20 protein-coding genes and 1 riboswitch are annotated in these 23,302 nt (G+C 38.3%); of the genes, 9 read left to right on the top strand and 11 right to left on the bottom strand.

Going from position 1 to position 23,302, the window contains the following annotated elements; all coding sequences use genetic code 11:
* Positions 1-5 precede the first annotated feature (5 nt).
* Positions 6-1,457 carry an N-acetylglucosamine-specific PTS transporter subunit IIBC gene (gene nagE / locus ICJ55_RS08235; protein WP_188156369.1) on the bottom strand — a complete coding sequence of 484 codons (1,452 nt, stop codon included), beginning with the start codon at positions 1,455-1,457 and terminating at the stop codon, positions 6-8.
* Positions 1,458-1,745: 288 nt separating this feature from the next.
* Positions 1,746-1,930: riboswitch (Lysine riboswitch) on the top strand.
* A gap of 95 nt (positions 1,931-2,025) precedes the next feature.
* Between nagE and lysC the strand changes: the two genes are divergently transcribed.
* Positions 2,026-3,378: a lysine-sensitive aspartokinase 3 gene (gene lysC / locus ICJ55_RS08240; RefSeq protein ID WP_188156370.1), complete on the top strand. Its 1,353-nt coding sequence runs from the start codon at positions 2,026-2,028 to the stop codon at positions 3,376-3,378.
* Positions 3,379-3,467: 89 nt separating this feature from the next.
* The gene (locus tag ICJ55_RS08245; protein WP_188156371.1) at positions 3,468-3,815 is read left to right on the top strand and encodes a VanZ family protein; all 348 of its coding nucleotides are present in this window, start codon (positions 3,468-3,470) and stop codon (positions 3,813-3,815) included.
* Between the two features lie 56 nt (positions 3,816-3,871).
* Here the strand turns inward: ICJ55_RS08245 and rpsI are convergent, their stop codons facing one another.
* Both rpsI and rplM read right to left on the bottom strand, forming a co-directional pair.
* Positions 3,872-4,267, bottom strand: coding sequence for a 30S ribosomal protein S9 (gene rpsI / locus ICJ55_RS08250; protein WP_025217229.1), 396 nt, complete (start codon positions 4,265-4,267; stop codon positions 3,872-3,874).
* Between the two features lie 15 nt (positions 4,268-4,282).
* Positions 4,283-4,711, bottom strand: a complete 429-nt coding sequence (gene rplM, locus ICJ55_RS08255; protein WP_025217228.1) for a 50S ribosomal protein L13 — start codon at positions 4,709-4,711, stop codon at positions 4,283-4,285.
* A 295-nt stretch (positions 4,712-5,006) separates the two neighbouring features.
* Between rplM and ICJ55_RS08260 the strand changes: the two genes are divergently transcribed.
* Positions 5,007-5,402, top strand: a complete 396-nt coding sequence (locus tag ICJ55_RS08260) for a Z-ring associated ZapG family protein (protein ID WP_188157715.1) — start codon at positions 5,007-5,009, stop codon at positions 5,400-5,402.
* A 51-nt stretch (positions 5,403-5,453) separates the two neighbouring features.
* Here ICJ55_RS08260 and glnD read toward each other — a convergent pair whose 3' ends face one another.
* The gene (gene glnD, locus ICJ55_RS08265) at positions 5,454-8,021 is read right to left on the bottom strand and encodes a bifunctional uridylyltransferase/uridylyl-removing protein GlnD (RefSeq protein WP_188156372.1); all 2,568 of its coding nucleotides are present in this window, start codon (positions 8,019-8,021) and stop codon (positions 5,454-5,456) included.
* Between the two features lie 110 nt (positions 8,022-8,131).
* Between glnD and ICJ55_RS08270 the strand changes: the two genes are divergently transcribed.
* Entirely contained in the window at positions 8,132-9,106 is a 975-nt protein-coding gene (locus tag ICJ55_RS08270; RefSeq protein ID WP_188156373.1) for a calcium/sodium antiporter, read from the top strand.
* Positions 9,107-9,160: 54 nt separating this feature from the next.
* Here the strand turns inward: ICJ55_RS08270 and serC are convergent, their stop codons facing one another.
* Complete coding sequence (gene serC, locus ICJ55_RS08275; protein ID WP_188156374.1) at positions 9,161-10,243, bottom strand: 3-phosphoserine/phosphohydroxythreonine transaminase; 1,083 nt, start codon at positions 10,241-10,243, stop codon at positions 9,161-9,163.
* Between the two features lie 174 nt (positions 10,244-10,417).
* Positions 10,418-11,461 (bottom strand): porin, encoded by a 1,044-nt coding sequence (locus ICJ55_RS08280; protein ID WP_188156375.1) that lies wholly within the window; start codon positions 11,459-11,461, stop codon positions 10,418-10,420.
* A 493-nt stretch (positions 11,462-11,954) separates the two neighbouring features.
* Between ICJ55_RS08280 and priC the strand changes: the two genes are divergently transcribed.
* Positions 11,955-12,473, top strand: a complete 519-nt coding sequence (gene priC, locus ICJ55_RS08285) for a primosomal replication protein PriC (protein WP_188156376.1) — start codon at positions 11,955-11,957, stop codon at positions 12,471-12,473.
* A 39-nt stretch (positions 12,474-12,512) separates the two neighbouring features.
* Here priC and galU read toward each other — a convergent pair whose 3' ends face one another.
* The 5 genes from galU to ICJ55_RS08310 all read right to left on the bottom strand — a co-directional run bounded on the left by galU (position 12,513) and on the right by ICJ55_RS08310 (position 18,399).
* Positions 12,513-13,400 carry a UTP--glucose-1-phosphate uridylyltransferase GalU gene (galU, locus tag ICJ55_RS08290; protein ID WP_188156377.1) on the bottom strand — a complete coding sequence of 296 codons (888 nt, stop codon included), beginning with the start codon at positions 13,398-13,400 and terminating at the stop codon, positions 12,513-12,515.
* A 99-nt stretch (positions 13,401-13,499) separates the two neighbouring features.
* Entirely contained in the window at positions 13,500-14,858 is a 1,359-nt protein-coding gene (locus ICJ55_RS08295; RefSeq protein WP_188156378.1) for a phosphohexomutase domain-containing protein, read from the bottom strand.
* 29 nt (positions 14,859-14,887) lie between these two features.
* A complete protein-coding gene (gene csrA / locus ICJ55_RS08300; RefSeq protein WP_025235917.1) occupies positions 14,888-15,070 on the bottom strand; it encodes a carbon storage regulator CsrA in 183 nt (60 codons plus the stop codon).
* 84 nt (positions 15,071-15,154) lie between these two features.
* Positions 15,155-17,779, bottom strand: coding sequence for an alanine--tRNA ligase (gene alaS / locus ICJ55_RS08305; RefSeq protein WP_188156379.1), 2,625 nt, complete (start codon positions 17,777-17,779; stop codon positions 15,155-15,157).
* 194 nt (positions 17,780-17,973) lie between these two features.
* The gene (locus tag ICJ55_RS08310; RefSeq protein ID WP_188156380.1) at positions 17,974-18,399 is read right to left on the bottom strand and encodes a universal stress protein; all 426 of its coding nucleotides are present in this window, start codon (positions 18,397-18,399) and stop codon (positions 17,974-17,976) included.
* A gap of 211 nt (positions 18,400-18,610) precedes the next feature.
* Between ICJ55_RS08310 and ICJ55_RS08315 the strand changes: the two genes are divergently transcribed.
* From ICJ55_RS08315 to apaH, 4 genes are all read left to right on the top strand, one after another.
* Complete coding sequence (locus ICJ55_RS08315) at positions 18,611-19,384, top strand: FNR family transcription factor (RefSeq protein ID WP_188156381.1); 774 nt, start codon at positions 18,611-18,613, stop codon at positions 19,382-19,384.
* 142 nt (positions 19,385-19,526) lie between these two features.
* Entirely contained in the window at positions 19,527-20,318 is a 792-nt protein-coding gene (locus ICJ55_RS08320) for an enoyl-ACP reductase FabI (RefSeq protein WP_188156382.1), read from the top strand.
* Between the two features lie 102 nt (positions 20,319-20,420).
* Positions 20,421-22,397: an exoribonuclease II gene (locus ICJ55_RS08325; protein WP_188156383.1), complete on the top strand. Its 1,977-nt coding sequence runs from the start codon at positions 20,421-20,423 to the stop codon at positions 22,395-22,397.
* A 53-nt stretch (positions 22,398-22,450) separates the two neighbouring features.
* Positions 22,451-23,263, top strand: coding sequence for a bis(5'-nucleosyl)-tetraphosphatase (symmetrical) ApaH (gene apaH, locus ICJ55_RS08330; RefSeq protein ID WP_188156384.1), 813 nt, complete (start codon positions 22,451-22,453; stop codon positions 23,261-23,263).
* Positions 23,264-23,302: the final 39 nt, after the last annotated feature.

The raw sequence follows: 23,302 nt of genomic DNA on the forward strand, positions 1-23,302 counted from the left end.
ATCAATTAGTGAAGTTTCTTCATTGCATCTGCAACAAATTCCGCCTCTGTACCTAAGATTACTTGGAATGCGTTTTCACCTAATTTAATATTGCCTTTCGAGCCTAATGCTTTTAATTGTGCATCATTAACTTTCGACACATCTGCAAGCGTTAAACGTAAGCGTGTAATACAAGCATCAATATTGAGTAAGTTTTCTTTACCACCTAAGGCATCAATAAACTGTTTTGCTCGTTCTTGATGAGATGTGGTATTAACTGCTTGTGTCTCAACATCGTCTTCACGTCCCGGAGTTTTTAAGTTAAACGCACGGATCACAATACGGAACAACGCATAGTAAATTACGGCGAACACTAAACCTTGTACCAATAGCATATACCATTGCACCGCTAGTGGGTTACGGCTTGATAACACTAAGTCTACTAAACCTGCACTAAAGCCGAAACCGGCAATCCATTCCATTGAGGCAGCAATATAGACTGAGATACCGGTTAATAATGCGTGAACCACATAAAGTACAGGGGCTACGAACATAAAGGCAAATTCAAGTGGCTCGGTAATGCCTGTGAAGAATGAGGCCAACGCTGCTGCAAACATAATTGAGGCAACTTGTGCTTTTTTCGCCGGTTTTGCACTATGATAAATCGCTAATGCCGCAGCAGGTAAACCAAACATCATTACAGGGAAGAAACCAGCTTGATACATACCTGTTACCCCTACAACCGCTTTACCTTCGGCTAATGATTTCGCACCGCCTAAGAAATTCGGAATATCGTTAATGCCTGCCACATCAAACCAGAACACGGAGTTAAGCGCGTGGTGTAAGCCTACAGGAATTAATAAGCGGTTGAAGAAGGCGTAAATACCTGCACCGACTGAACCCATATCTTTGATTGATTCACCAAAAGATACTAATCCACCAAAAATCACCGGCCATACGTACAATAGAATAAACGCAACCACGATCATCACAACCGATACAACAATCGGCACTAAACGTTTACCGCTAAAGAAGGATAACGCTTTCGGCAATTCCACTTGGTAGAAACGGTTATAAAGTTCCGCTGAAATCACACCCACTAAAATCCCGATAAATTGGTTATTGATTTTACCGAATGCCGCAGGCACTTGATCAACCGCAATACCTTGTAATTGTGCCACTGCCCCCGGTGCAAGCAAGGTTGTGATCACTAAATACCCGACTAAGCCGGATAATGCAGCCGCACCATCTTTTTCTTTAGACATACCAAAGGCGACACCTACCGCAAATAAAATCGACATATTGTCAATAATTGCTGCCCCGGATTTGATTAACAATGCCGACAGTTGACTGTTTGCTCCCCAACCATCCGGGTCGATCCAATAACCAATCCCCATTAATAGTGCCGCTGCCGGTAAAGCCGCCACCGGTACCATTAAGGCTCTACCGATTTTTTGTAGATAACCTAAAACACTCATACAAACCTCCAATTAATTAACTCATATTGAGTAGAAATAGAATAGAAAAAAAGCATTTTAAAGACAATCACCTAAATTAAGTTTTGTGATCCATTTCAAAAAAATTTTAGAGTAAAATTTCAAATTCACTATTCAAGCGGTCAAATTCTTGTAAAATTTTCCGAAAAAATAACCGCTTGTTTTCACTGCTCCCCCTAAGTTTTTTCAAATATTCATTGACAAAACTGAGATAAAAAGGTATTTCTATATCGTTTTTTCAATCCATTGAAAAAATAGTAATGGTATTGCCATTACAGGAGAGGTGCAACACTCAGGCAACTTAATTTGAGGTAACTAGGACCGTTTGAAAATTAAGTGATGGGAGTGATTGCCGAGGTGTGAATTCACTAGACTGGAATTAACATCGGCTGAGCAGGTTGAATCCTATCAGCTGTCATTTAATAGCAAATATTAAATGGAGTGCTCTGATTAATTGGTTCTCTAATCAAACCGTATAATCTACTCAAATTTCCTTTCCGAATATCCCCTAACACAACATTTATCTATTTTGTTTTAAGGAAATTTTATTATGTCTCATCTTTCTGTGGCTAAATTTGGTGGTACCAGCGTTGCTAATTTTGATGTAATGACTTCATCGGCAAACATCGTAATTGCTGATGCAAACACTCGTGTAGTGGTACTTTCTGCTTCTGCTGGCGTAACAAATTATTTGGTTGAACTCGCTAATGGTTGTGAAGAAGAAAAACGTGATGAAATCATTGCAGCTGTTCGTCAAATTCAATACAACATCATTGAAAAATTACAAACGCAAGACAATGTTCGTGCTGAAATTGACGAATTATTAGATCGTATTGAAGCCCTTGCTGAATCTGCAAGCCTTGCGACCTCTGCGGCATTAAGTGATGAATTAATCAGCCACGGTGAAATGATGTCCACAAAAATCTTCACCCAATTATTAAATGAGCGTGGGCACCCAGCTGTATGGGTAGATGTACGTGACATTGTCGCGACAGATAACCACTACGGTAAAGCTGCACCAAACGATGAAAAAACTCAACAACAATCAGATAAAGTGATCAAACCACTTATTCAAGCAGGCAAAATCGTCATTACCCAAGGTTTTATCGGTCGTGATGATGAAGGCAAAACCACAACTCTTGGTCGTGGTGGTTCAGATTACTCTGCTGCCTTATTAGCAGAAGTATTAAATGCTAATGATGTGTTAATTTGGACAGACGTTCCGGGCATCTACACAACTGACCCACGAGTTGTACCAAATGCACAACGCATTGATACAATGGCATTTAACGAAGCAGCTGAAATGGCAACATTCGGTGCAAAAGTATTACATCCGGCAACATTATTACCAGCGGTGCGTAGCAATATTCCTGTGTATGTAGGGTCAAGTAAAGCTCCTGAACAAGGCGGCACTTGGGTAACACGTGATCCACAACCACGCCCGACTTTCCGTGCGATTGCATTACGCCGCAACCAAACCTTATTGACACTTTCAAGCCTGTCTATGCTACACGCTCAGGGCTTCTTAGCGAATTTATTTGCGATTTTAGCAAAACATAAAATCTCTGTTGATGTCATTACAACTTCAGAAGTGAGTGTATCTCTCACCTTAGATAAAACAGGTTCAGCGTCTTCTGGTACAGATATGCTATCACCTGAATTACTTGATGAGCTGAATGCTTATTGCAACGTTCAAGTTGAAAATGATTTAGCATTAGTGGCAATTATTGGTAATAACTTACATCTTCAAGCCGGTGTAGCGAAAAAATTATTCCACACCCTTGAGAATTACAATATCCGCTTAATCAGCTACGGAGCAAGTAGCAATAACGTTTGTACGCTTATCAAAAATAGCGAAGCAGATGACGCTGTTCGTGCATTACACAAAGGCTTATTTGAGTAATTTTTGATACTACAAGCGGTTGTTTTTGGTAAATTTTTTACTAAAAATGACCGCTTGTTCTTTTATCTTTCTATGACATACATTTAAAAATGAATAAATACGCTATCTTAGCTCTACTTTGGTTTGCCATTAGTATTTACAGCTTAATTTTTCGTGAAAGCACCGGCGAATCACTCCCCATTCCTCATTTTGATAAAATTGGGCATTTGGGTATCTTTTTTGTGCAGTTCTGGCTAATGGCAAGAGCGTTTATCCAATCAAATAAAGCTGTGCCTTATTTAGGATTGATGATTTCTGCCCTATTTTATGCATTTGGAACAGAGTTAGGGCAAGCAACTTTTACTGAAACCAGACAAGGATCTTGGTTAGATGGATTAGCAGACTTATGCGGTGCAGGAATTGCACTATTAATAGTGAAATATCTTTATAAAAGATAATTTTATAGATAATAAAAAAGGCAGGAAACCCTGCCTTCTTGAAAACGAAAATAAAATTAACGTTTTGAGTATTGTGGACGACGACGTGCTTTGTGTAAACCCACTTTTTTACGTTCAACGCGACGTGCGTCACGAGTAACGAAGCCTGCTGCACGAAGTGCTGGGCGTAGAGTTTCATCGTATTCCATTAATGCACGAGTGATACCGTGACGGATTGCACCCGCTTGACCAGAAATACCACCACCGGTTACAGTGATGTATAGGTCTAATTTATCTGTTAATTCAACTAATTCTAATGGTTGACGAACGATCATACGTGAAGTTTCACGACCGAAGTAAACCTCTAAAGAACGTTGGTTGATGGTAATGTTACCACTGCCCGGTTTGATAAATACACGAGCTGAAGAGCTTTTGCGGCGACCTGTGCCGTAGTTTTGATTTGCTGCTGTCATTTTTCTGCTCCGTGATTAGATGTCTAAAACTTGTGGTTGTTGTGCAGCGTGGTTATGTTCGTTACCTGCGTAAACTTTTAATTTACGGAACATTTCACGACCTAAAGGACCTTTAGGTAACATACCTTTAACTGCGATCTCGATCACTGCTTCCGGACGACGTGCAATCATTTCTTTGAAGGTTGCATCTTTGATACCACCTACATAGCCAGTGTGCCAGTAGTAGATTTTATCAGTTTCTTTTTTGCCAGTTACTGCTACTTTCTCTGCATTGATAACGATGATGTAATCACCTGTATCTACGTGCGGAGTATATTCAGCTTTATGTTTACCGCGTAAACGGCGTGCTAATTCAGTAGCTAAACGACCTAAAGTTTTACCTGTCGCATCTACTACATACCAGTCACGTTGTACTGTTTCTGGTTTTGCTACAAAAGTTTTCATTAATTAAATACCAAAATATAAAGTTTATAACCCAATTCCTGTAAAAAGGAATTACCTATGACGGTAGAATCCAACCCCTTCGAGTCAATTCTGACCAAACTGCTTGGCGGGAAACTCCAAGCAAAACAGGGTGGCGGAATTATACAGACTTTTTAACCAAAAATCTAATGTTTTTTAGACTTATTATTTAAAATTGAACCTATATCACATTTTAATCATTTGGAGCTTTTCAAATAAAAGCTGAAATGTTAAAAATAGCATTATAAATTCACTACTTAAACATAAGGAGTTTATGATGGAACAATGGACCAGTGATGTTTGGGCAGCAATTGCCGCAGCATTTATTGTGGGAGCTGTAGTAGGTTGTACCCTAGTGCGTGTACTCAATAGTAATGTACGGAAGCAACACGAATTAGAGCGAGAACTTAAACAAACCAAAACACAAGTTGATGAACAAAAACAACAACTTGAACAACATTTTGAGCAATCTGCCCAGCTGCTTTCAACTTTAGCAGCTGATTATAAAAAACTTTATGCCCATTTAGCTCAAAGTTCTGAAAAATTATTACCGGAAAATGCTAAAAACATTGAGTTTTTCCAGCAAGCTCAATTACCTGCTCAACCTGAAAAAACAGATGAAGATCAACCAAGGGATTACTCTGAAGGTTCTTCCGGCTTATTAAAATCGTAAAATTTTTACTAAAAACAACCGCTTGTCGTAATGAATTACAAGCGGTTTTTACTATTCGTTATCCAGTTCTCTCATTATTGTTTCTTGAAGTACCAACTGCTCTTGCTCTGAGAGTGCTTTTCCTTCAGCATTATTTACCACAAAGAAATCTTCTACTCTCTCGCCAATAGTTGTAATTTTGGCATTGAGTAAATTCAACTCAAGGCGATTAAAAATATAGCCGATTTGAGCCAATAATCCATCTCGATCAAGAGTAAATAGCTCAAACTCCGTTTGCTGTTTTGATGATTGTGGAAGAAAGCGTAACCTTGTTTTGCGTTTAAATGAAGCGTGCTTAACAGGCTTTTTAATAAACCTTACCTGATTGTTCGGCATTGCTAACATATTTGTTAAAGATTGCTGAATTTGCAGGCTTCTTTCGTCGGTCAAATCGTCTCCATTACGTTCGGTTACGATAAAACTATCTAACACCAAGCCGTTTTCGCTAGTAATAATTTGAGCATCGTGAATACTGATTTTCTTTTGGCTTAATAAATGTGCAATACGAGCAAAAAGTTGAGGCTGGTCTTGGCAACAAACAAAAATTTCTGTTCCGCCTCTTGCGTACTCGTTACTGATTAACACCATCGGCAATTGGCGATTTTTAATATAACTCAATGCGTGCCACACCAATTGAGTGGGTTTATGACGTAAAAAATAGCTCTGCGGACAAGGTTGCCAAAAGGTTGTTAAGAGCTTTCGTTCATCAGCAGAAAGCACAAATTTCATCAATTCTAATGCCTGTAGACGATGCTCTTTAGCTACTGCCTCGTAATCCAAGTTTTCGGCTAATTGTTGCAAAGTAAATTGGTAAAGTTGGGTAAAAAGTGAGGCTTTCCAATCGTTCCATAAACTCTCGCTGGTTGCACAAATATCGGCAACCGTTAAACAAAGTAGTGAAGATAAAGCGGTCGAATTTTTCACTTTTTTTGCAAATGTACGTACCACTTCAGGGTCGTGGATATCACGCCGTTGAGCCGTAATCGACATCGTCAAATGCTCCTCCACAAGCCACACCATATAATCTGTTTGTTCTTGGTTAAAGCCGTGTAATTTGGCAAACTCACGTATATCCTCCGCCCCAACTTTAGCGTGGTCGCCTTCTCTGCCCTTCGCAATATCGTGAAAAAGTGCAGCAAGATAAATTAAGTCGTACTTATCCGATAGCTGTGAAAATAAGGTATTGGCAAGAGGAAAAATAGAATGTTGAGTATTCTCAGCAAAGTTTTCTAAATTCAACATTACTCGGATACTGTGTTCATCTACCGTATAAATATGGAAAAGATCAAACTGCATTAATCCTTCAATACCTTTCCATTGTGGTAAGTAGGCTTTCAAGAAACCCAATTGGTGCATTGGTAAAATCGCTCGGGATACCACTTTAGGCTGAGAAAAAAGCTGCACAAATTTTTCTCGCATATCCTGAGCTTCACAAAGCGATTGCTCTTGTTGCTGGAGAGATAACCGAAGTTGCCTTAACGTATCTGCACTCGCAACTAACTGCGGAAAATGCGTAAGATGGAAGAATAAATCCAACATTGTAGTAGGTTGATTTTTGAAAATGCGACGATCTTCAATAAATACCATCTGATTTTGTTGGTAAAAATAAGCATCAAGCGGTTGCTTTTCACCAATTTTTTGCAAATTCAATAAGTGGGTTTGCTCAAAACCATTAAGTATGAGCTGGCTTAGTTGAGAAATAGATTTTGTGGCTTGGAAGTAATCTCGCATCATCATTTCAACTGCTTGATTGCCTTCACCTTGATAACCTAGAAATTCGCTGAGTTGTAGCTGTCTATCAAATCTCAAACGGTTATCGTAACGTTTGAGCTGCAAATGAAGTGCAAAACGCATACGAAAAAGCACCGCTTGTGCCGCCATTAACTCTTTATATTCTTCGGAATAAAGCAAACCTTTATTGAGTAAATCAATGAATGAATAAACACCGTATTGGCGTAACATAATCCAAGAGATCAAATTCAGATCTCGCAACCCTCCCGGGCTGTGTTTTAAATCAGGCTCAAGATTGTAACTGGTATTATGATAACGGGCGTAACGAGCATTCTTTTCGTCCATTTTTGCTGCAAAAAACGCCTTAATTTCCCAAAAATCCGGCTGATATATTGCCTCTTTTAATCTAATCCAGAGCTGATGATTGCCAAATAGAAAACGCCCTTCCAACATATTGGTGGCAACTGAAATTTCTGCTTTTCCGATCGCAATACATTCATCAAGGGTTCGAACACTTGTTCCTAACTGTAATTTACTGTCCCACAGCAAATTAAATAATTCATTCAACACTTGTTGCGTTGGATCATCTAACGGCTTGTCGGATAGTACTAAAATATCAAGATCAGAGAGCGGGAACATCTCTTCTCGCCCATAACCTCCAACGGCTAATAATGCGAGATCTTCACGCTTCTCCAGCCCGTATTTTTGCCAAAGTGTGAGCAAAATTTCATCGTAAAAACGGCTACGCTGATTGATTAGAGCCATTACATCTGTAGTTGGAAATACCTGTTTTTGCTTTTCCGTAAATTCAGCTAAAAGCGTTTTTAATTCGCTACTATTTTTCATCATTACTCCGTCTAAAATTATCAAAATAATAGGCGATTTATTTTGCTTTGCCTATATTTATTTTTATACAACAAGCTATAATGCAATCTCATTTTGTAATAGAAGGATAATTTATGACTCTTGCTCTTGCTGCCATTATCGGTGGCTTAATTGTGTTAGTTTGGAGTGCTGACCGCTTTGTTGATGGAGCTGCTTCTGCCGCTCGCCATTTTGGTATGACACCACTTTTAATCGGTATTGTCATTATTGGCTTTGGTACATCAGCCCCAGAGATGATCGTTTCAGCTTCATCTGCATTAAGCGGTTCTCCCGGCATTGCACTCGGTAACGCTTACGGCTCAAACATTACCAATATCGCTCTTATTTTAGGTTTAACTGCCATCATTAAACCTCTGTTAGTACACTCTGATGTATTGAAAAAGGAATTGCCGATTTTAATGGCAGTTACGCTACTTTCTGCCTATTTAGTTTACGATGCCAATATAACTACACTTGATGCAATCATTTTACTTTCTGTATTTGCTGCTTATATGGTTTGGACAGTCATTACCGCAATGAAAAGTAAAAATGATGCCTTAGGTACAGACGTTGATGCCGAACTAGCAAGCAATCAAATGCCGCTGGGAAAAGCTATTTTATGGGTTGTTCTCGGATTAGTTCTCTTAGTAATCAGTTCTCAATTCTTGGTATGGGGAGCAGTTGAAGTTGCAAAATTCTTTGGTGTGAGCGATTTAGTTATCGGTTTAACTATTGTAGCGGTTGGTACATCTTTACCTGAATTAGCTTCATCTATTGCTGCTGCTCGTAAAGGTGAAGTGGATTTAGCATTAGGCAATATCATCGGTTCTAACTTATTTAATACTCTTGCGGTGGTAGGTATTGCAGGTGCAATCGAACCAATGCAAGCAGCGGCAGAAGTATTCTCTCGTGATATTGTTATTATGTCTGCCTTAACTTTCTTACTTTTTGTGTTTGGCTTGAATATATATCGCAGACCGGAAGGTGGAAGAATTAATCGTTTAGAAGGGATTGTATTGCTTTTATCTTTTGTCGCTTATAACTTCTATCTGTTTAAAACCGCTATCTAAATAAACTAAAAGAGCCACTTTAAGTGGCTCTTTTAATTACTCATTACTTAGTTTTTAGGCATTACGCTGTTCAAATTCTTTCATAAACTCAATCAACGCTTTCACTCCCTCAATTGGCATTGCGTTATAAATTGAGGCACGCATACCGCCTAGTACTTTATGTCCTTTTAATGCGTGTAAACCACAAGCGGTCGCCTCACTTACAAATTTTGCATTTAACTCGTCATTACCTGTGGTGAAGGTAACATTCATCAACGAGCGATTCTCTTTCGCTACCACGTTGTAATAGAATTTAGAATTATCTAAATAATCATATAACAAGCCGGCTTTTGCTAAATTATGCTCTTCCGTCGCTTTTAAACCACCTTCTGCCAATAAATGTTTGAATACTAATGAACAAAGATACCACGCAAATGTTGGCGGTGTGTTAATCATTGAATCTGCATCACGCTGAACCGCATAATTCCAAATAGATGGAGTATCTTTGCGGGCATTGCCGATTAAATCATCACGAATAATCACAATCGTAATACCTGCTGGTCCTAGATTTTTCTGGGCACCTGCATAAATCACGCCAAATTTGCTAATATCAATGCCACGAGCCAAAATATTTGATGACATATCCGCAACTAGCGGCGTGTTACCTACATTCGGAATATCAACAATTTCAACACCGCTAATAGTTTCATTGGTACAGTAATGCACATAATCATACTGATCAGCAATATCGCTAAAATCTAAGCGGTTTATTTTTAGTTGCGGATCGGTCTCTAAAATATTAATTTCATCAATTTCGGTGAAGTTACGCGCTTCTTTTGCCGCAGTTGCAGACCAATGCCCTGAATTTAAATAAAGAGCTTTGCCTTTTTTACCGATTAAGTTCATTGGAATAGCGGCAAACTGCCCTCTTGCTCCACCTTGTAAAAATAGAATACGATAGTTATCCGGCACATTATAAAGCTGGCGTAAATCTGCCTCAGATTGAGCCGCTAACTCCATAAACAATTTACCACGATGGCTTACTTCCATTACCGAAGTGCCTTGATCTAACCAATTTAATAATTCGTGTTGTGCTTTTTCTAACACTTTTTTAGGCATCATTGCCGGACCTGCACTGAAGTTATAAACCTCTGTCATTTTTCACCTCTTGTATTAAAAATAATGATTATATTCTATCCGAAAAATAGGGAAATGGTAGAGTGATTGGGAAATTATTTTCCTAACAAGCGGTCATATTTTCTAAAAAATTTACCAAAATAAAACCCCTAACAAAAATTTGTTAGGGGTTAAACTAGATTAGCAAATCAGTAATTACCAGTTTACGCGTAAACCAACACCGATTGCTTGTTCTGCTTTTTTCGCAGAACGAGAACCATCTACATTGTGGTCTCTTGCTGTTACATATTTACCTTCAACGAAAGCAACTACGTTTTTGTGGAATTTATAATCAGTACCAGCTAAGAAGCCGTGTGATTTGTTTTTATTACCATTGTAGCGTTCAGTATGACCGTAGCTATAGTTAGCATAAACAGATGATTTATCTGTTAATTGAACTTTAACCATCGGACCTACGTAGTATTTTTTCTGTTTTGCTGAGCCTTTTTTCTCAACTTCGTAACCACCATCAACACCAATTACAGCTGCATCGCTTAGGTTATAACCAATTGCTGCATCAAATGCGTTTGCACGGATTTTATCTGCTGAATCTGTTTTATAGTGTGTACGACCGTAAGCACCTTGTAAGATCCAGTTGTTTACTTCATAGATTGCACCAAACCCGTAGCCATTTTTGATTGCTTTATTTAATGCATCACCATTATTTTTTTCATCTTGGCTAAAGTTATAGTTACCGCTTAATGTTAAACCTTCAATACCATTATAATCATAACGAATTGCACTTGTACTAGTTGTTTTTACATAGTCACCTAATAAACCATATTCATAGTCATTTGCTAAACCAACATCGTCTGCAATTACAGCTTGTTTACCGAAAGTAATTTGACCATACTCTTTTTGACCTAAACCAACGAATGCACTGTGAGCATATAAGCTACCAAAGTCAGAGTTTTGGTCACCTTTAAAACGCACTTGTACTTGACCTAAAGCGTAGAAACCGTTGTCATTTAATGCGTGGTTTACTTTCACGCCAAAACGAGTACCTGCGTTACGTAATTTGGTATCTCCGTTATCTTCAGTAGCATCTTTTTTGCCAGCTGTTTTTGTTGTTTGGTTATCTGCGATTACACGAACAGAACCCCAGAAATCTACTTTTGTACCTTCTGCATCATATACTACAGTTGCTGATGCTGAAGCTGCGAATGCAGTTAGTGCTAATGCAACTAATGTTTTTTTCATAATTTTCACCTTAGATTTTTATATGTTGTATAATAGCTATTGCTCTCGTTAAGGTGTAAGAGCAACACTCCAAATCACAATGGTAGGCAATATAGCTTCACATTGTTTTCATAAGCATAATTGCAAAAAGACAAGTTAATGTCAATAGCTTAAGCTCTTTTTTACATATCAAAATAATCTTTTTAAATCAAAAAGTTAGATAATTTTAATTTCATTTGGAGAATTTTACTCATTCCACTCCAACTTTGGAAAATTTATAGCTCTTTGAAAAATAAGGCTTTTTTATATTTTATCTTATTAAGTTATACAATTTTAAAAAGGTTTACTCATCTCATTTATTTGATTATTATTTAATCAGGTAAATTTTAAGCTGTTTTTTATCTTGCTTTACAAAAAATAGTTTATATGAACCGCTTTTAGATAACTTTTTGCTTTCATTATAATTTTATATACAATGGTACTGTTTCTAACTTTACTGCCTATAAATTTTAATATGCAAAAATACATTTTTCTTGCTCAAATAAAGCAGAATTTAACTGAATCATCCTCTTTTTCTGAACAAAAAATCACGATTAATTCTAGCTTTTTTCCTAAGCAATCCGGTCTAGTAAGTTTTTTTATTAATGAAATCGAAAAAACTGCGGAGCAGTTACTCAATCAAAAAGATATTGAATATAGTGAATTTTACGCTGAAAAGCTGATTAAGCAATTTGATGCACTTAATAGTGCTATTAATAAAATTCAAGAGAAAAAGAACGTAGCCCAATTTCAATCTTCTTTTCAATTTGCATCAAATATTCACACTCTTTCGCCGAATAAACGCTTACAGGAATACCGTAAGGCATTAAGAGCACTGAATGAAAAGATGAGTTGGTTAATGGAAAAGAATTATAATCAGGAAAATGAGATATTAAAGCAAGAACTGCAAAATCAAATTATAGAAACAGAATACCGCAAAAAGAAGTGTACTCAGGCGATTGAGGATTTAGAACAGGAATTGTTATTTAAATAAATAGGCACTTGAATAGTGCCTATCTCCAGTAAGATAACGTTATAGAGATTTCGCTAAATCTTTAATAAATACTTTAAATTCTTTTCCGCATTTATCGTGATTTAAGCTATATTCAACGAAAGCCTTCATATAACCGACTTTATCACCGCAGTCGAATGAGCGACCAGTCATATTAAAGGCTTCAACCATTTCTTGGTGAATAAGCATATCAATTGCATCGGTAAGCTGAATTTCATCACCCACACCGACCGGGGTTTTCTCCAGTAATTCCCAAATGTTTGCTGAAAATACATAACGTCCGACAACTGCAAGATTAGAAGGGGCTTCTTCTATACTCGGCTTTTCCACCATTTTTACAATAGGTGCAGAGCCACCTAACGGGATATCAACCCCATTGCAATCAGCCACACCGTAGCTACTCACATTTTCCATCGGTACAGGTGCAACCATAATTTGACTATAACCTGTTTCCTTAAAGCGTTTAACCATTGCAGCTAAGTTTTCTGTTTTTTGGTCTGCTGTAAATTCGCCTAATAATACGTCAGGTAATACTACCGCAAATGGCTCATTGCCCACTACTGCTCTGCCACATAAAACCGCGTGCCCTAAACCTTTTGCTTGACCTTGACGGACGTGAATCAAACGAACATCTTTTGGAATAATAGAACGAACTTCATCTAATAATTGGCGTTTAACACGCTTTTCAAGCATTGTTTCGAGCTCAAAAGAAGTATCAAAGTGGTTTTCGATAGCATTTTTTGAAGAATGTGTTACCAGTACAATTTCTTTGAAACCTGCTGATACACATTCATTAATGATATATTGAATTAAAGGTTTATCTGCAAGAGTAAGCATTTCTTTAGGAATAGCTTTTGTTGCAGGTAACATACGAGTACCAAGACCTGCAACGGGGATAATCACTTTCATTTGAAATCCTTATGATATGTGAAGTTTTATTGAAAATAGACCGCTTGTAGTATATCGCAAGCGGTCATCTTTTTTCATTTTTTTACAAAAGTTTAAGCATTACTGGCGTAATAAGGCTAAAATTTCATCGGTTTTTTGTTGCATTAGGGTTTTATCGCCACGCGTTTCTAAATTTAAACGAACCACTGGTTCAGTATTAGAACTGCGTAAGTTAAAACGCCAGTTGTCAAATTCAACGCTAATACCGTCTAAAGTTTCTACCTTTCCGTCTTTGTAGGCTTCTTTTACTCGAGCAATTGAGGCTTGTGCATCAGTTAATTTACTGTTAATTTCGCCCGGCGATGGAAATTTATCCAAACGTTCACCCACTAACTCACTCAATGATTTACCTGTGGTGCATAATAACTCTAAGGTTAATAGCCACGGGATCATACCACTGTCGCAGTAGAAGAAATCACGGAAATAGTGGTGTGCTGACATTTCACCACCATAAATCGCATCTACTTCACGCATTTTTTCTTTAATGAATGAATGCCCTGATTTAGACATTACCGGCTCACCGCCTGCCTCACGAACAAGCTCTTCCGTATTCCAAATCAAACGTGGATCGTAGATGATCTTCGCCCCTTTATTTTTAGCTAAGAAGGCTTGTGATAGTAAACCTACCACATAATAACCTTCGATAAAGCCACCTTTTTCATCAAAGAAGAAACATCGGTCAAAATCGCCATCAAAAGCAATACCGATGTCAGCGTTGTTTTCTAAAACGGCTTTAATAGAATCTTCACGGTTTTCGTGTAGAATTGGGTTAGGAATACCATTTGGGAAATTGCCATCTGGGTTATTATGAACTTTAATAAACTCAACCGGCACTTGTTGGGCTTTGAATTGTGCTTCAATCGCATCAATGATTTGTCCTGCTGCTCCGTTACCAGAATTAATCATTAATTTTTTAGGCGTAAGCTTAGTTAAATCAATGTAAGACAATAAATGTTCAACATAATCACCTTGTACTGATTTTTGTTTGTATTTACCTCGTTTTTCAACAGCTGGGAAATTATTCTCCTCTGCCAAACGTTGAATATCGGCTAAGCCTGTATCGGCACTAATCGGGCGAGAACCTTCACGCACCAATTTCATACCGTTATAATCCATCGGATTATGACTTGCTGTTACTTGGATACCACCATCTGCTTGTAAGAAAGAGGTAGCAAAATAAACCTCTTCTGTACCGGTTAAACCTAAGTCGATAACATCAACACCTGAATCCAATAATCCGTTTGTAACTGCACTTTTCAATTCGTTGCTGGTTAAACGAACATCTCCACCTACTACGATTGATTTTGGCTTTAGATATTGCCCAAAAGCACGTCCGATACGATATGCAATATCCGTATTCAATTCAGTGCCTAATTGACCGCGAATATCATACGCTTTAAAACAAGTGAGTTTTCCCATAGTATATTCCTTGTGAGGTTAATGAATAATCAGAATTTATCCTCTTCTGCTGAGGCTTTAATCCTTTCATAGATCTCTTGACGGTGAACTGAGATTTCTTTTGGTGCATTCACACCTAATTTCACTTGGTTTCCTCGAATGTTGAGTACCGTAATCTCAACATTGTCTCCTACGAGTAAAACCTCCCCAATCTTACGAGTTAGAATAAGCATAATTGTCTCCTTACTGGGTTAAAAACTCTTTATGACAAGAGTAAATTTTTGAAGGCGAGTTTATCTCGCCGTGTTATTATTTTGTTAAATTTTTTGAACAATCCATTCCTGAGCAAGACTTAATGCTTGTGGAATATTTTGAGGTTCAGAACCACCCGCCATTGCCATATCCGGACGACCACCGCCTTTTCCTCCAACTGCAGCTGCCATTACACCAACTAATTCACCTGCATTTACTTTTGCCGTTAAATCTTTAGTTACACCCACAATAAGGCTTACTTTACCTTCGATTTCAGTAGCAAAGGCAATTACACCTGAACCAAGTTGATTTTTCAGATCGTCTACCATTGTACGGAGTGCTTTGCTATCTACATTATCCAGTTTTTCAATGATGACATTCACACCATTAATCTGTTTCGCTGATTTTGCTAATTCTCCACCCGCTTGTGCAGCTTGCTTTTCTTTCAGGTTTTGTAGCTCTTTCTCTGCTTTTTTCGCTTTATCTTGTAATTGCTGAATTTTCTCCACAATTGAGGCTTGATCTGCTTTCAGAAGGTCAGCAATTTGGTTTAGTACCTGTTGTTGGCTGTGTAATAACGCAATTGCCTTTTCTCCGGTTACTGCTTCTACACGACGAATACCAGCAGCTACTGCACCTTCAGATACAAATTTAAATAAGCCAATATCACCTGTTTGTCTGACGTGAATACCACCACATAACTCAATTGAGAATGCTCCCATTTCAACTACGCGTACTACATCACCGTATTTCTCGCCAAATAGTGCCATTGCCCCTTTTTCTTTTGCTTGTTCAATACCCATTGTACCAATTTGAACTTGGATATTTTCACGAATCTTCGCATTAACAATACGCTCAATTTCTTCTAAATCCGCTTTTGCAATTGCTTCCGGTTGAGAGAAATCAAAACGTAAACTATCTTCAGACACTAAAGAGCCTTTTTGTGCAACGTGGTCGCCTAATACTTCACGGAGTGCTGCGTGCAGTAAATGCGTTGCACTGTGATTTGAAGTGATTGCTTGGCGACGTTCCACATTTACGAGTGCTGAAACTACATCACCAATCGCTAAAACGCCACCATTTAATTGCCCAATATGCCCCCAAACTTGACCATATTTTTGGGTATCATTCACTTGAAACAAACCTAACGGCGAACTAATTTCACCTCTATCACCTACTTGACCACCTGATTCAGCATAAAACGGCGTTTGGTCCAAAATCACCACAGCATTATCACCTGATTCGATTTTTTCAACTGCAATACCATTACAGAATAAGCCCACTACTTTTGCGTTATACGCAGTTTGTTCATAACCTAAAAACTTGGTTTGCCCCTCTACTTTAATCACATTATTGTAATCTACACCGAAATTACTGCTGGCTTTCGCTCGCTCACGCTGAGCCGTCATTGCTGCTTCAAAGCCTTTTTCATCAATCACAATATTTCGTTCACGGCAAACATCAGCGGTTAAATCAAGTGGAAAACCGTAAGTATCGTAAAGTTTAAATGCTACATCGCCAGAAAGTGTGTTATTTTCCACTTTTGCTAATGCTTCTTCTAATAAATTTAAGCCACGCTCTAATGTGCGAGCGAACTGCTCTTCTTCTGCTTTTAATGCTTTTTGAATATGAGCTTGTTTCTGAGCCACCACTTCTCCTGCTTGCCCCATTACTTTTGCAAGGGTCGGTACAAGTTTGTAGAAGAAGGCTTCTTTTGCCCCTAAAATATTGCCGTGGCGAACTGCTCTGCGGATAATACGGCGTAATACATAGCCACGTCCTTCGTTAGATGGCATAACGCCATCAGCAATTAAATAAGAACAAGCACGAATGTGATCAGCCACCACACGTAAAGATTTATTATCTAAATCAGACACATTGAGAAGCGATGCTACTTCTTTAATTAAAGTTTGGAAAATATCAATTTCGTAGTTGGAATTCACGTGCTGCATTACCGCAGTCATACGCTCTAAGCCCATACCGGTATCCACAGACGGTTTAGGTAATTTTTCCATTGTGCCATCTGCTAAGCGATTGAACTGCATAAAGACGATATTCCACACTTCAATATAACGGTCGCCATCTTCTTCAGGTGAACCCGGTAAGCCCCCCCAATGATCAGGTCCGTGATCGTAGAAAATCTCAGTACACGGACCACAAGGACCAGTATCCCCCATTGCCCAGAAGTTGTCTGACGCATAAGGAGCACCTTTGTTATCACCAATACGAATAATATGATCTGTTGGAACACCTACTTCTTTATTCCAAATCTCATAGGCTTCATCATCGGTTTCATAAACGGTAACGTATAATTTTTCTTTTGGTAAACCTAGCCATTGTGGCGATGTTAAATATTCCCAGCCAAATTTAATCGCATCTTGTTTGAAATAATCGCCAAAGCTGAAATTTCCCATCATTTCAAAGAAAGTATGGTGGCGAGCTGTGTAACCTACATTTTCTAAGTCATTGTGTTTACCACCAGCACGCACACAACGTTGAGCGGTGGTTGCACGAGTGTAAGGACGTTTTTCCAAACCAAGAAAAACATCTTTGAATTGGTTCATACCCGCATTGGTAAATAATAGTGTCGGGTCATTTTCAGGCACAAGTGAACTGCTTGGAACAATGGTATGACCTTTAGTTTGGAAGAACTCTAAAAACGATTGTCTGATTTCTGAAGTTGTTTTCATTAAAAATACTCTTTTGAAAATAGAAGTTAAACTTTGATTTATCGTCTATTTTACACATTTTTTATGCCATTTTGTTAGTCTAGTTCGGCTTATTTTTTAGATAATGAAAATATTTTTGCAAAATTTTGCTAAAAAATAACCGCTTGTAGAGCAACCTCCCCCGCAAGCGGTTCATTTTCTTTAAAAATTTACAACTATTCTTCTGATAGTGGCACAACAAGCATATCAATTGTAATATTATTCATTACTTGACGAGTTGAAGACATAAATTTACTCCAGAAGTCTTGATGGTGCCCTGTAATCAATAAATCGACACTATGTTTATCCACAGCTTCTTCTAGTACTTGAGTAAAATCACCCGTACCATTTAAACAATCAGAAACAGGATAATCTACCTTCGCTGCTAATTCTGCCAATGCAGTATTGGTTTCCGCAGCTGCACTATCTTGTACGGAAGACATATTAATATCAATTAATCCTGTATATAAGTCAGAGAAATTAACATCAACATGAATAAGTGAAAGTTTAGCTCCACATTTTTCCGCTAATCCTGCACCTTTACGCACTAGCACCAAACTTTCTTCTGAAAGATCAACTGCCACTAAAATATGTTTATACATAATAATCTCCTTATTTAGACTTATCTTAATGATTTTAGAGCATACTAACATACTCTAAAAAATAAAAACTTGAAGTAGATCGCAAAAATCAATATTCGTTAAAAATTAATTTTATATTTGTAATACTTGTTTTTTTGCTCTTTGATTCCACTTAGCTTTAGTGGTAAACTTTGCTCTAAATCAAATTTTAAGAACATTTAAGGTTGAATGGATGAAAATTGTCTCAGAACTAAAACCCGCTGGACGCCACGCTTGCACAATTCATTGCCAAAATTGTAGTATCAGCCAGTTGTGTTTACCTTTCACGCTTAATGAATCTGAATTAACACAATTAGATAATATTATTGAGCGTAAAAAACCCGTTCAAAAATCGCAGGTGATTTTCAAATCCGGCGATGAGCTTCGTTCACTTTATGCCATTCGTTCCGGTACATTAAAAGCCTATACATTGAGCGAAAGCGGTGAAGAGCAAATTACAGGTTTTCATCTCCCTGGTGATTTAATCGGCTTTGATGCAATTACTAATATGCAGCACGAAGGTTATGCACAAGCGTTAGAAACTTCGATGATTTGTGAAATCCCTTTTGAGATTTTAGACGATCTTGCGGGCAAAATGCCTAAAATCCGTCATCAAATTATGCGTTTAATGAGTAATGAAATTAAAAGCGATCAAGAAATGATTTTATTGCTCTCTAAAATGAATGCGGAAGAAAAATTAGCCGCTTTCTTATATAACCTTTCCCAACGTTATTCTGCTCGTGGTTTTTCAGCAAAAGAATTCCGCCTAACGATGACACGTGGTGACATCGGTAACTATTTAGGGCTTACCATTGAAACCATTAGCCGTTTACTTGGACGCTTCCAAAAAAGTGGTATGATTTCCGTACAAGGAAAATATATTCACATTAATCGTATGGAAGAATTAGCTGAATTAGCCGGAGCAATTAAGCCACAACAAAGTATTATTGCCCAAACAACCGCATAACTTCTCTAAAATCCCTTCTTCGATGAGTAATCAAGAAGGGATTTCTGATCCGATGAGCCACTAACTCCATTTGCCCGCCTTCACTATATCCGCTATAATCGACACAATTTTGACCCCGATTAATACAAATAGAGGAATTTTTATGGGTATCTTAACTGGCAAACGCATTTTAGTAACAGGTTTAGCAAGTAACCGTTCAATCGCTTACGGTATTGCAAATGCAATGAAACAACAGGGTGCAGAATTAGCGTTCACCTACTTAAACGATAAATTAAAACCACGTGTTGAAGAATTTGCCAAAGAATTTGGTTCAGACATCGTACTTCCATTAGATGTAGCAACCGATGAAAGCATCACAGAATGCTTTGCTGACTTAAGCAAACATTGGGAAAAATTTGATGGTTTCGTTCACGCCATCGCATTTGCACCGGGTGATCAATTAGACGGTGATTATGTAAACGCTGCCACCCGTGAAGGCTACCGGATTGCTCACGACATCAGTGCATACAGCTTTGTGGCAATGGCTCAAGCCGCACGCCCATTCTTAAATGAAAACGCTGCATTATTAACTTTAACCTACTTAGGTGCAGAGCGTGCAATTCCGAACTACAACGTAATGTGTTTGGCAAAAGCATCATTAGAAGCGGCAACCCGAGTAATGGCAGCGGATTTAGGTAAAGATGGCATTCGTGTAAATGCAATTTCAGCAGGTCCGATCCGCACATTAGCGGCATCAGGTATCAAAAACTTTAAGAAAATGCTTGCTGCCTTTGAGAAAACTGCCGCTTTACGCCGTACCGTTACTATCGATGATGTGGGTAATTCAGCTGCGTTCTTATGCTCAGATTTATCATCAGGTGTAACAGGTGAAGTATTACACGTTGATGCAGGCTTCAGCGTAATGGCAATGGGCGAACTAGGCGACGATGAATAATTTGCAGAACCAGTTGCAAAATTTCTATAAAATTTAACCGCTTGTCCCTCTTTCTGGACGATTCCCGAAAGAGGGTTTATTTATTTTTAAAGATATCATTATATGTTTCAAGACAACCCTCTTTTAGCTCAACTCAAACAACAAATTGAAGCAAGCAAAGAATATGTAGAAGGCACAGTTAAAGCCTCTGATAAGGCATTCGGTTTTTTAGAATGCGATAAAAAAAGCTATTTCATTCCTCCAACAGAAATGAAAAAAGTGATTCACGGTGACACCGTTAAAGCGGTAGTTAAACGTGATGGCGATAAAGAACAAGTCGAAATTGACTCCCTAATTGAGCCAATGCTTGATCGCTTTATTGCTCAAGTGCGTTTAAATAAAGAAGGAAAATTGCAATTAGCGGTAGATCACCCAAGCATTAAGCAAAATATTCCTGCGAATACACACAAAAAAGTAACCGAAAAATTAGAAAATGGCGATTGGGTAGTTGCTCAACTCAAAACGCACCCACTGCGTGATGACCGCTTTTTCTTTGCTCAAGTAACTCAATTTATTTGTAAAGAGGACGATAATTTTGCTCCTTGGTGGGTAACATTAGCTCGTCACGAGCAACCTCGTGAACCGGTTGCCAATGAAAAAAGCTACGAATTGCACGATGAATTAGAACGTGAAGATTTAACTCACCTTTACTTTACCACTATCGATAGCCCAAGCACGAAAGATATGGACGATGCCTTATACATTGAGCCAATCAAAGAAAACGATGTGCAAACAGGCTGGCGTTTAGCAGTGGCGATTGCTGATCCTACCGCTTATATTCCTGAAAATTCTAATATTGAGAAAGCCGCACGCCAACGCTGTTTCACGAACTATTTACCGGGCTTTAACATTCCAATGTTACCGCGTGAGTTGTCTGATGATCTCTGCTCGCTTGTGCCAAACGAAAAACGCCCAGCGTTAGTCTCTTTTATTGAAACCGATTTAGAGGGTAACTTTACTAAAGAAGCAAATTTCACTTTAGCTTGGGTTGAATCTAAAGATCGCCTTGCTTACGACAATGTCTCTGACTATCTTGAAGGTATAGAAAATGCGTGGCTGCCTGAATCAGAAGAGACTAAGCAACAAATCAACTTATTACATCAATTTACGCAAGCTCGTATTCAATGGCGTGCAAAAAATGCTCTCTTATTTAAAGAGCAAGGCGATTACACCTTTGAATTAAATGAAGACGGCTCAGTAAAAGACATTCACATTGAATATCGTCGCATTGCAAATCAGATGATTGAAGAATCAATGATTATCGCCAACATCAGTTGTGCCAAATTCCTAAGCCAACACGCACAAACCGGCGTATTTAATACCCATTCGGGTTTTGATTCAAAAAACTATGAATTAGTGAAATCATTTTTACTACAAACCTTAGCGACAGATGAAAATCGTGATGGACTGGCAGAACGCTACTCGGCAGAACGTTTAGCCACGCTAGAAGGCTATTGTGAAATGCAACGTGATATTCAAGATTTCCCGGAGAAATTCTTAGAACTTCGCTTACGCCGCTATCTCACCTTTGCGGAGTTTAAATCAGAGGTTGCACCACATTTTGGCTTAGGCATCAGCCACTATGCCACTTGGACATCACCAATCCGTAAATATGGCGATATGGTAAATCATCGTTTAATCAAGCAAGTACTATTAGGCAAACAAACAAAAACAGTTGAAGAATCTGTTTTAACCCGATTACAAGAAGCCCGCCGCCAAAATCGACTCGTAGAACGTGATATTGCCGATTGGCTCTATGCCCGCTACTTGTACCCAATGGTGGAACAAGCGGTCGAATTTGAGTGTGAAATTGCAGATGTCTCTCGTGGTGGTTTGCGTGCTAAAGTGATTAAAAACGGAGCACAAATTTTCGTTCCATTCTCAACACTACACGATAATAAAGATGAAATGGAATACCGCCAAGAAGAATTAGCTATTTACATCAAAGGCGAAAAAGCCTATCAAATCGGGCAAGAGGTTAAAGTGAAACTCACTGAAGTTCGCTTAGAAACACGTTCGATTGTGGGGAATATCATCTAAACTTGTAAAGGCTAATTGCAATTAGCCCTTACCCTATTTTGGGGAAATCACTAATGGCAACCTATATCGTTGGCGACTTACACGGCTGCTTTAACGAATTCCAACTTTTATTAGAAAAAGTGAATTATGACCCTAAGCAAGACGAACTTTTTTTAACGGGCGATTTAGTTGCCCGTGGCGAAGATTCTCTCGCTTGCCTTCGTTTTGTAAAAGATCCTGCCAATAATGCTAAAACTGTTTTAGGCAATCACGATTTACATTTACTTGCTACGTTACTCGGTATAAAACGAGTAAAGCCGAACGATAAAGTCGATCCTATTTTTCAAGCAGAAGATCGCCTTGAATTGCAAAATTGGCTGAGAAATCAACCGCTTGCAATCTATCATCCAACCCATAAATTTCTGCTCGTTCACGCCGGTATTAGCCCGGAATGGGATTTAGCAACCACATTAAATTGTGCTAAAGAAGCCGAAACTTTGCTGCAAAGTTCACAATACGCCAATTATATCGCCCAAATGTATGAAAATAATCCTCAACGCTGGTCTGATGAATTACAAGGCATTGAACGCTGGCGTTATATCATTAATGTGTTTACGCGTATGCGTTTTTGCCACACAGACAAGCGGTTAGATTTTGAGTGTAAATTACCTATTGAAGAAGCCCCTAAAGAGCTTGTAGCTTGGTTTGAATTAGATAATCCGCTCTATAAAGAGCAGGAAATTATTTTTGGGCATTGGGCAAGTTTAATGGGGAAATGTCCTTATCCCAATATTTATGCTTTAGATACAGGGTGTGCGTGGGGAAGCCATTTAACAATGCTCTGCTGGGAAGATAAACAGATTTTCACACAAAAGCGTTTAAAATAAAAGCATTCAAGAAAAAGCATATTGCACAGTACTATTTTT

This window comes from Mannheimia bovis, from assembly GCF_014541205.1.
Classification (GTDB): Bacteria; Pseudomonadota; Gammaproteobacteria; order Enterobacterales; family Pasteurellaceae; genus Mannheimia; species Mannheimia bovis.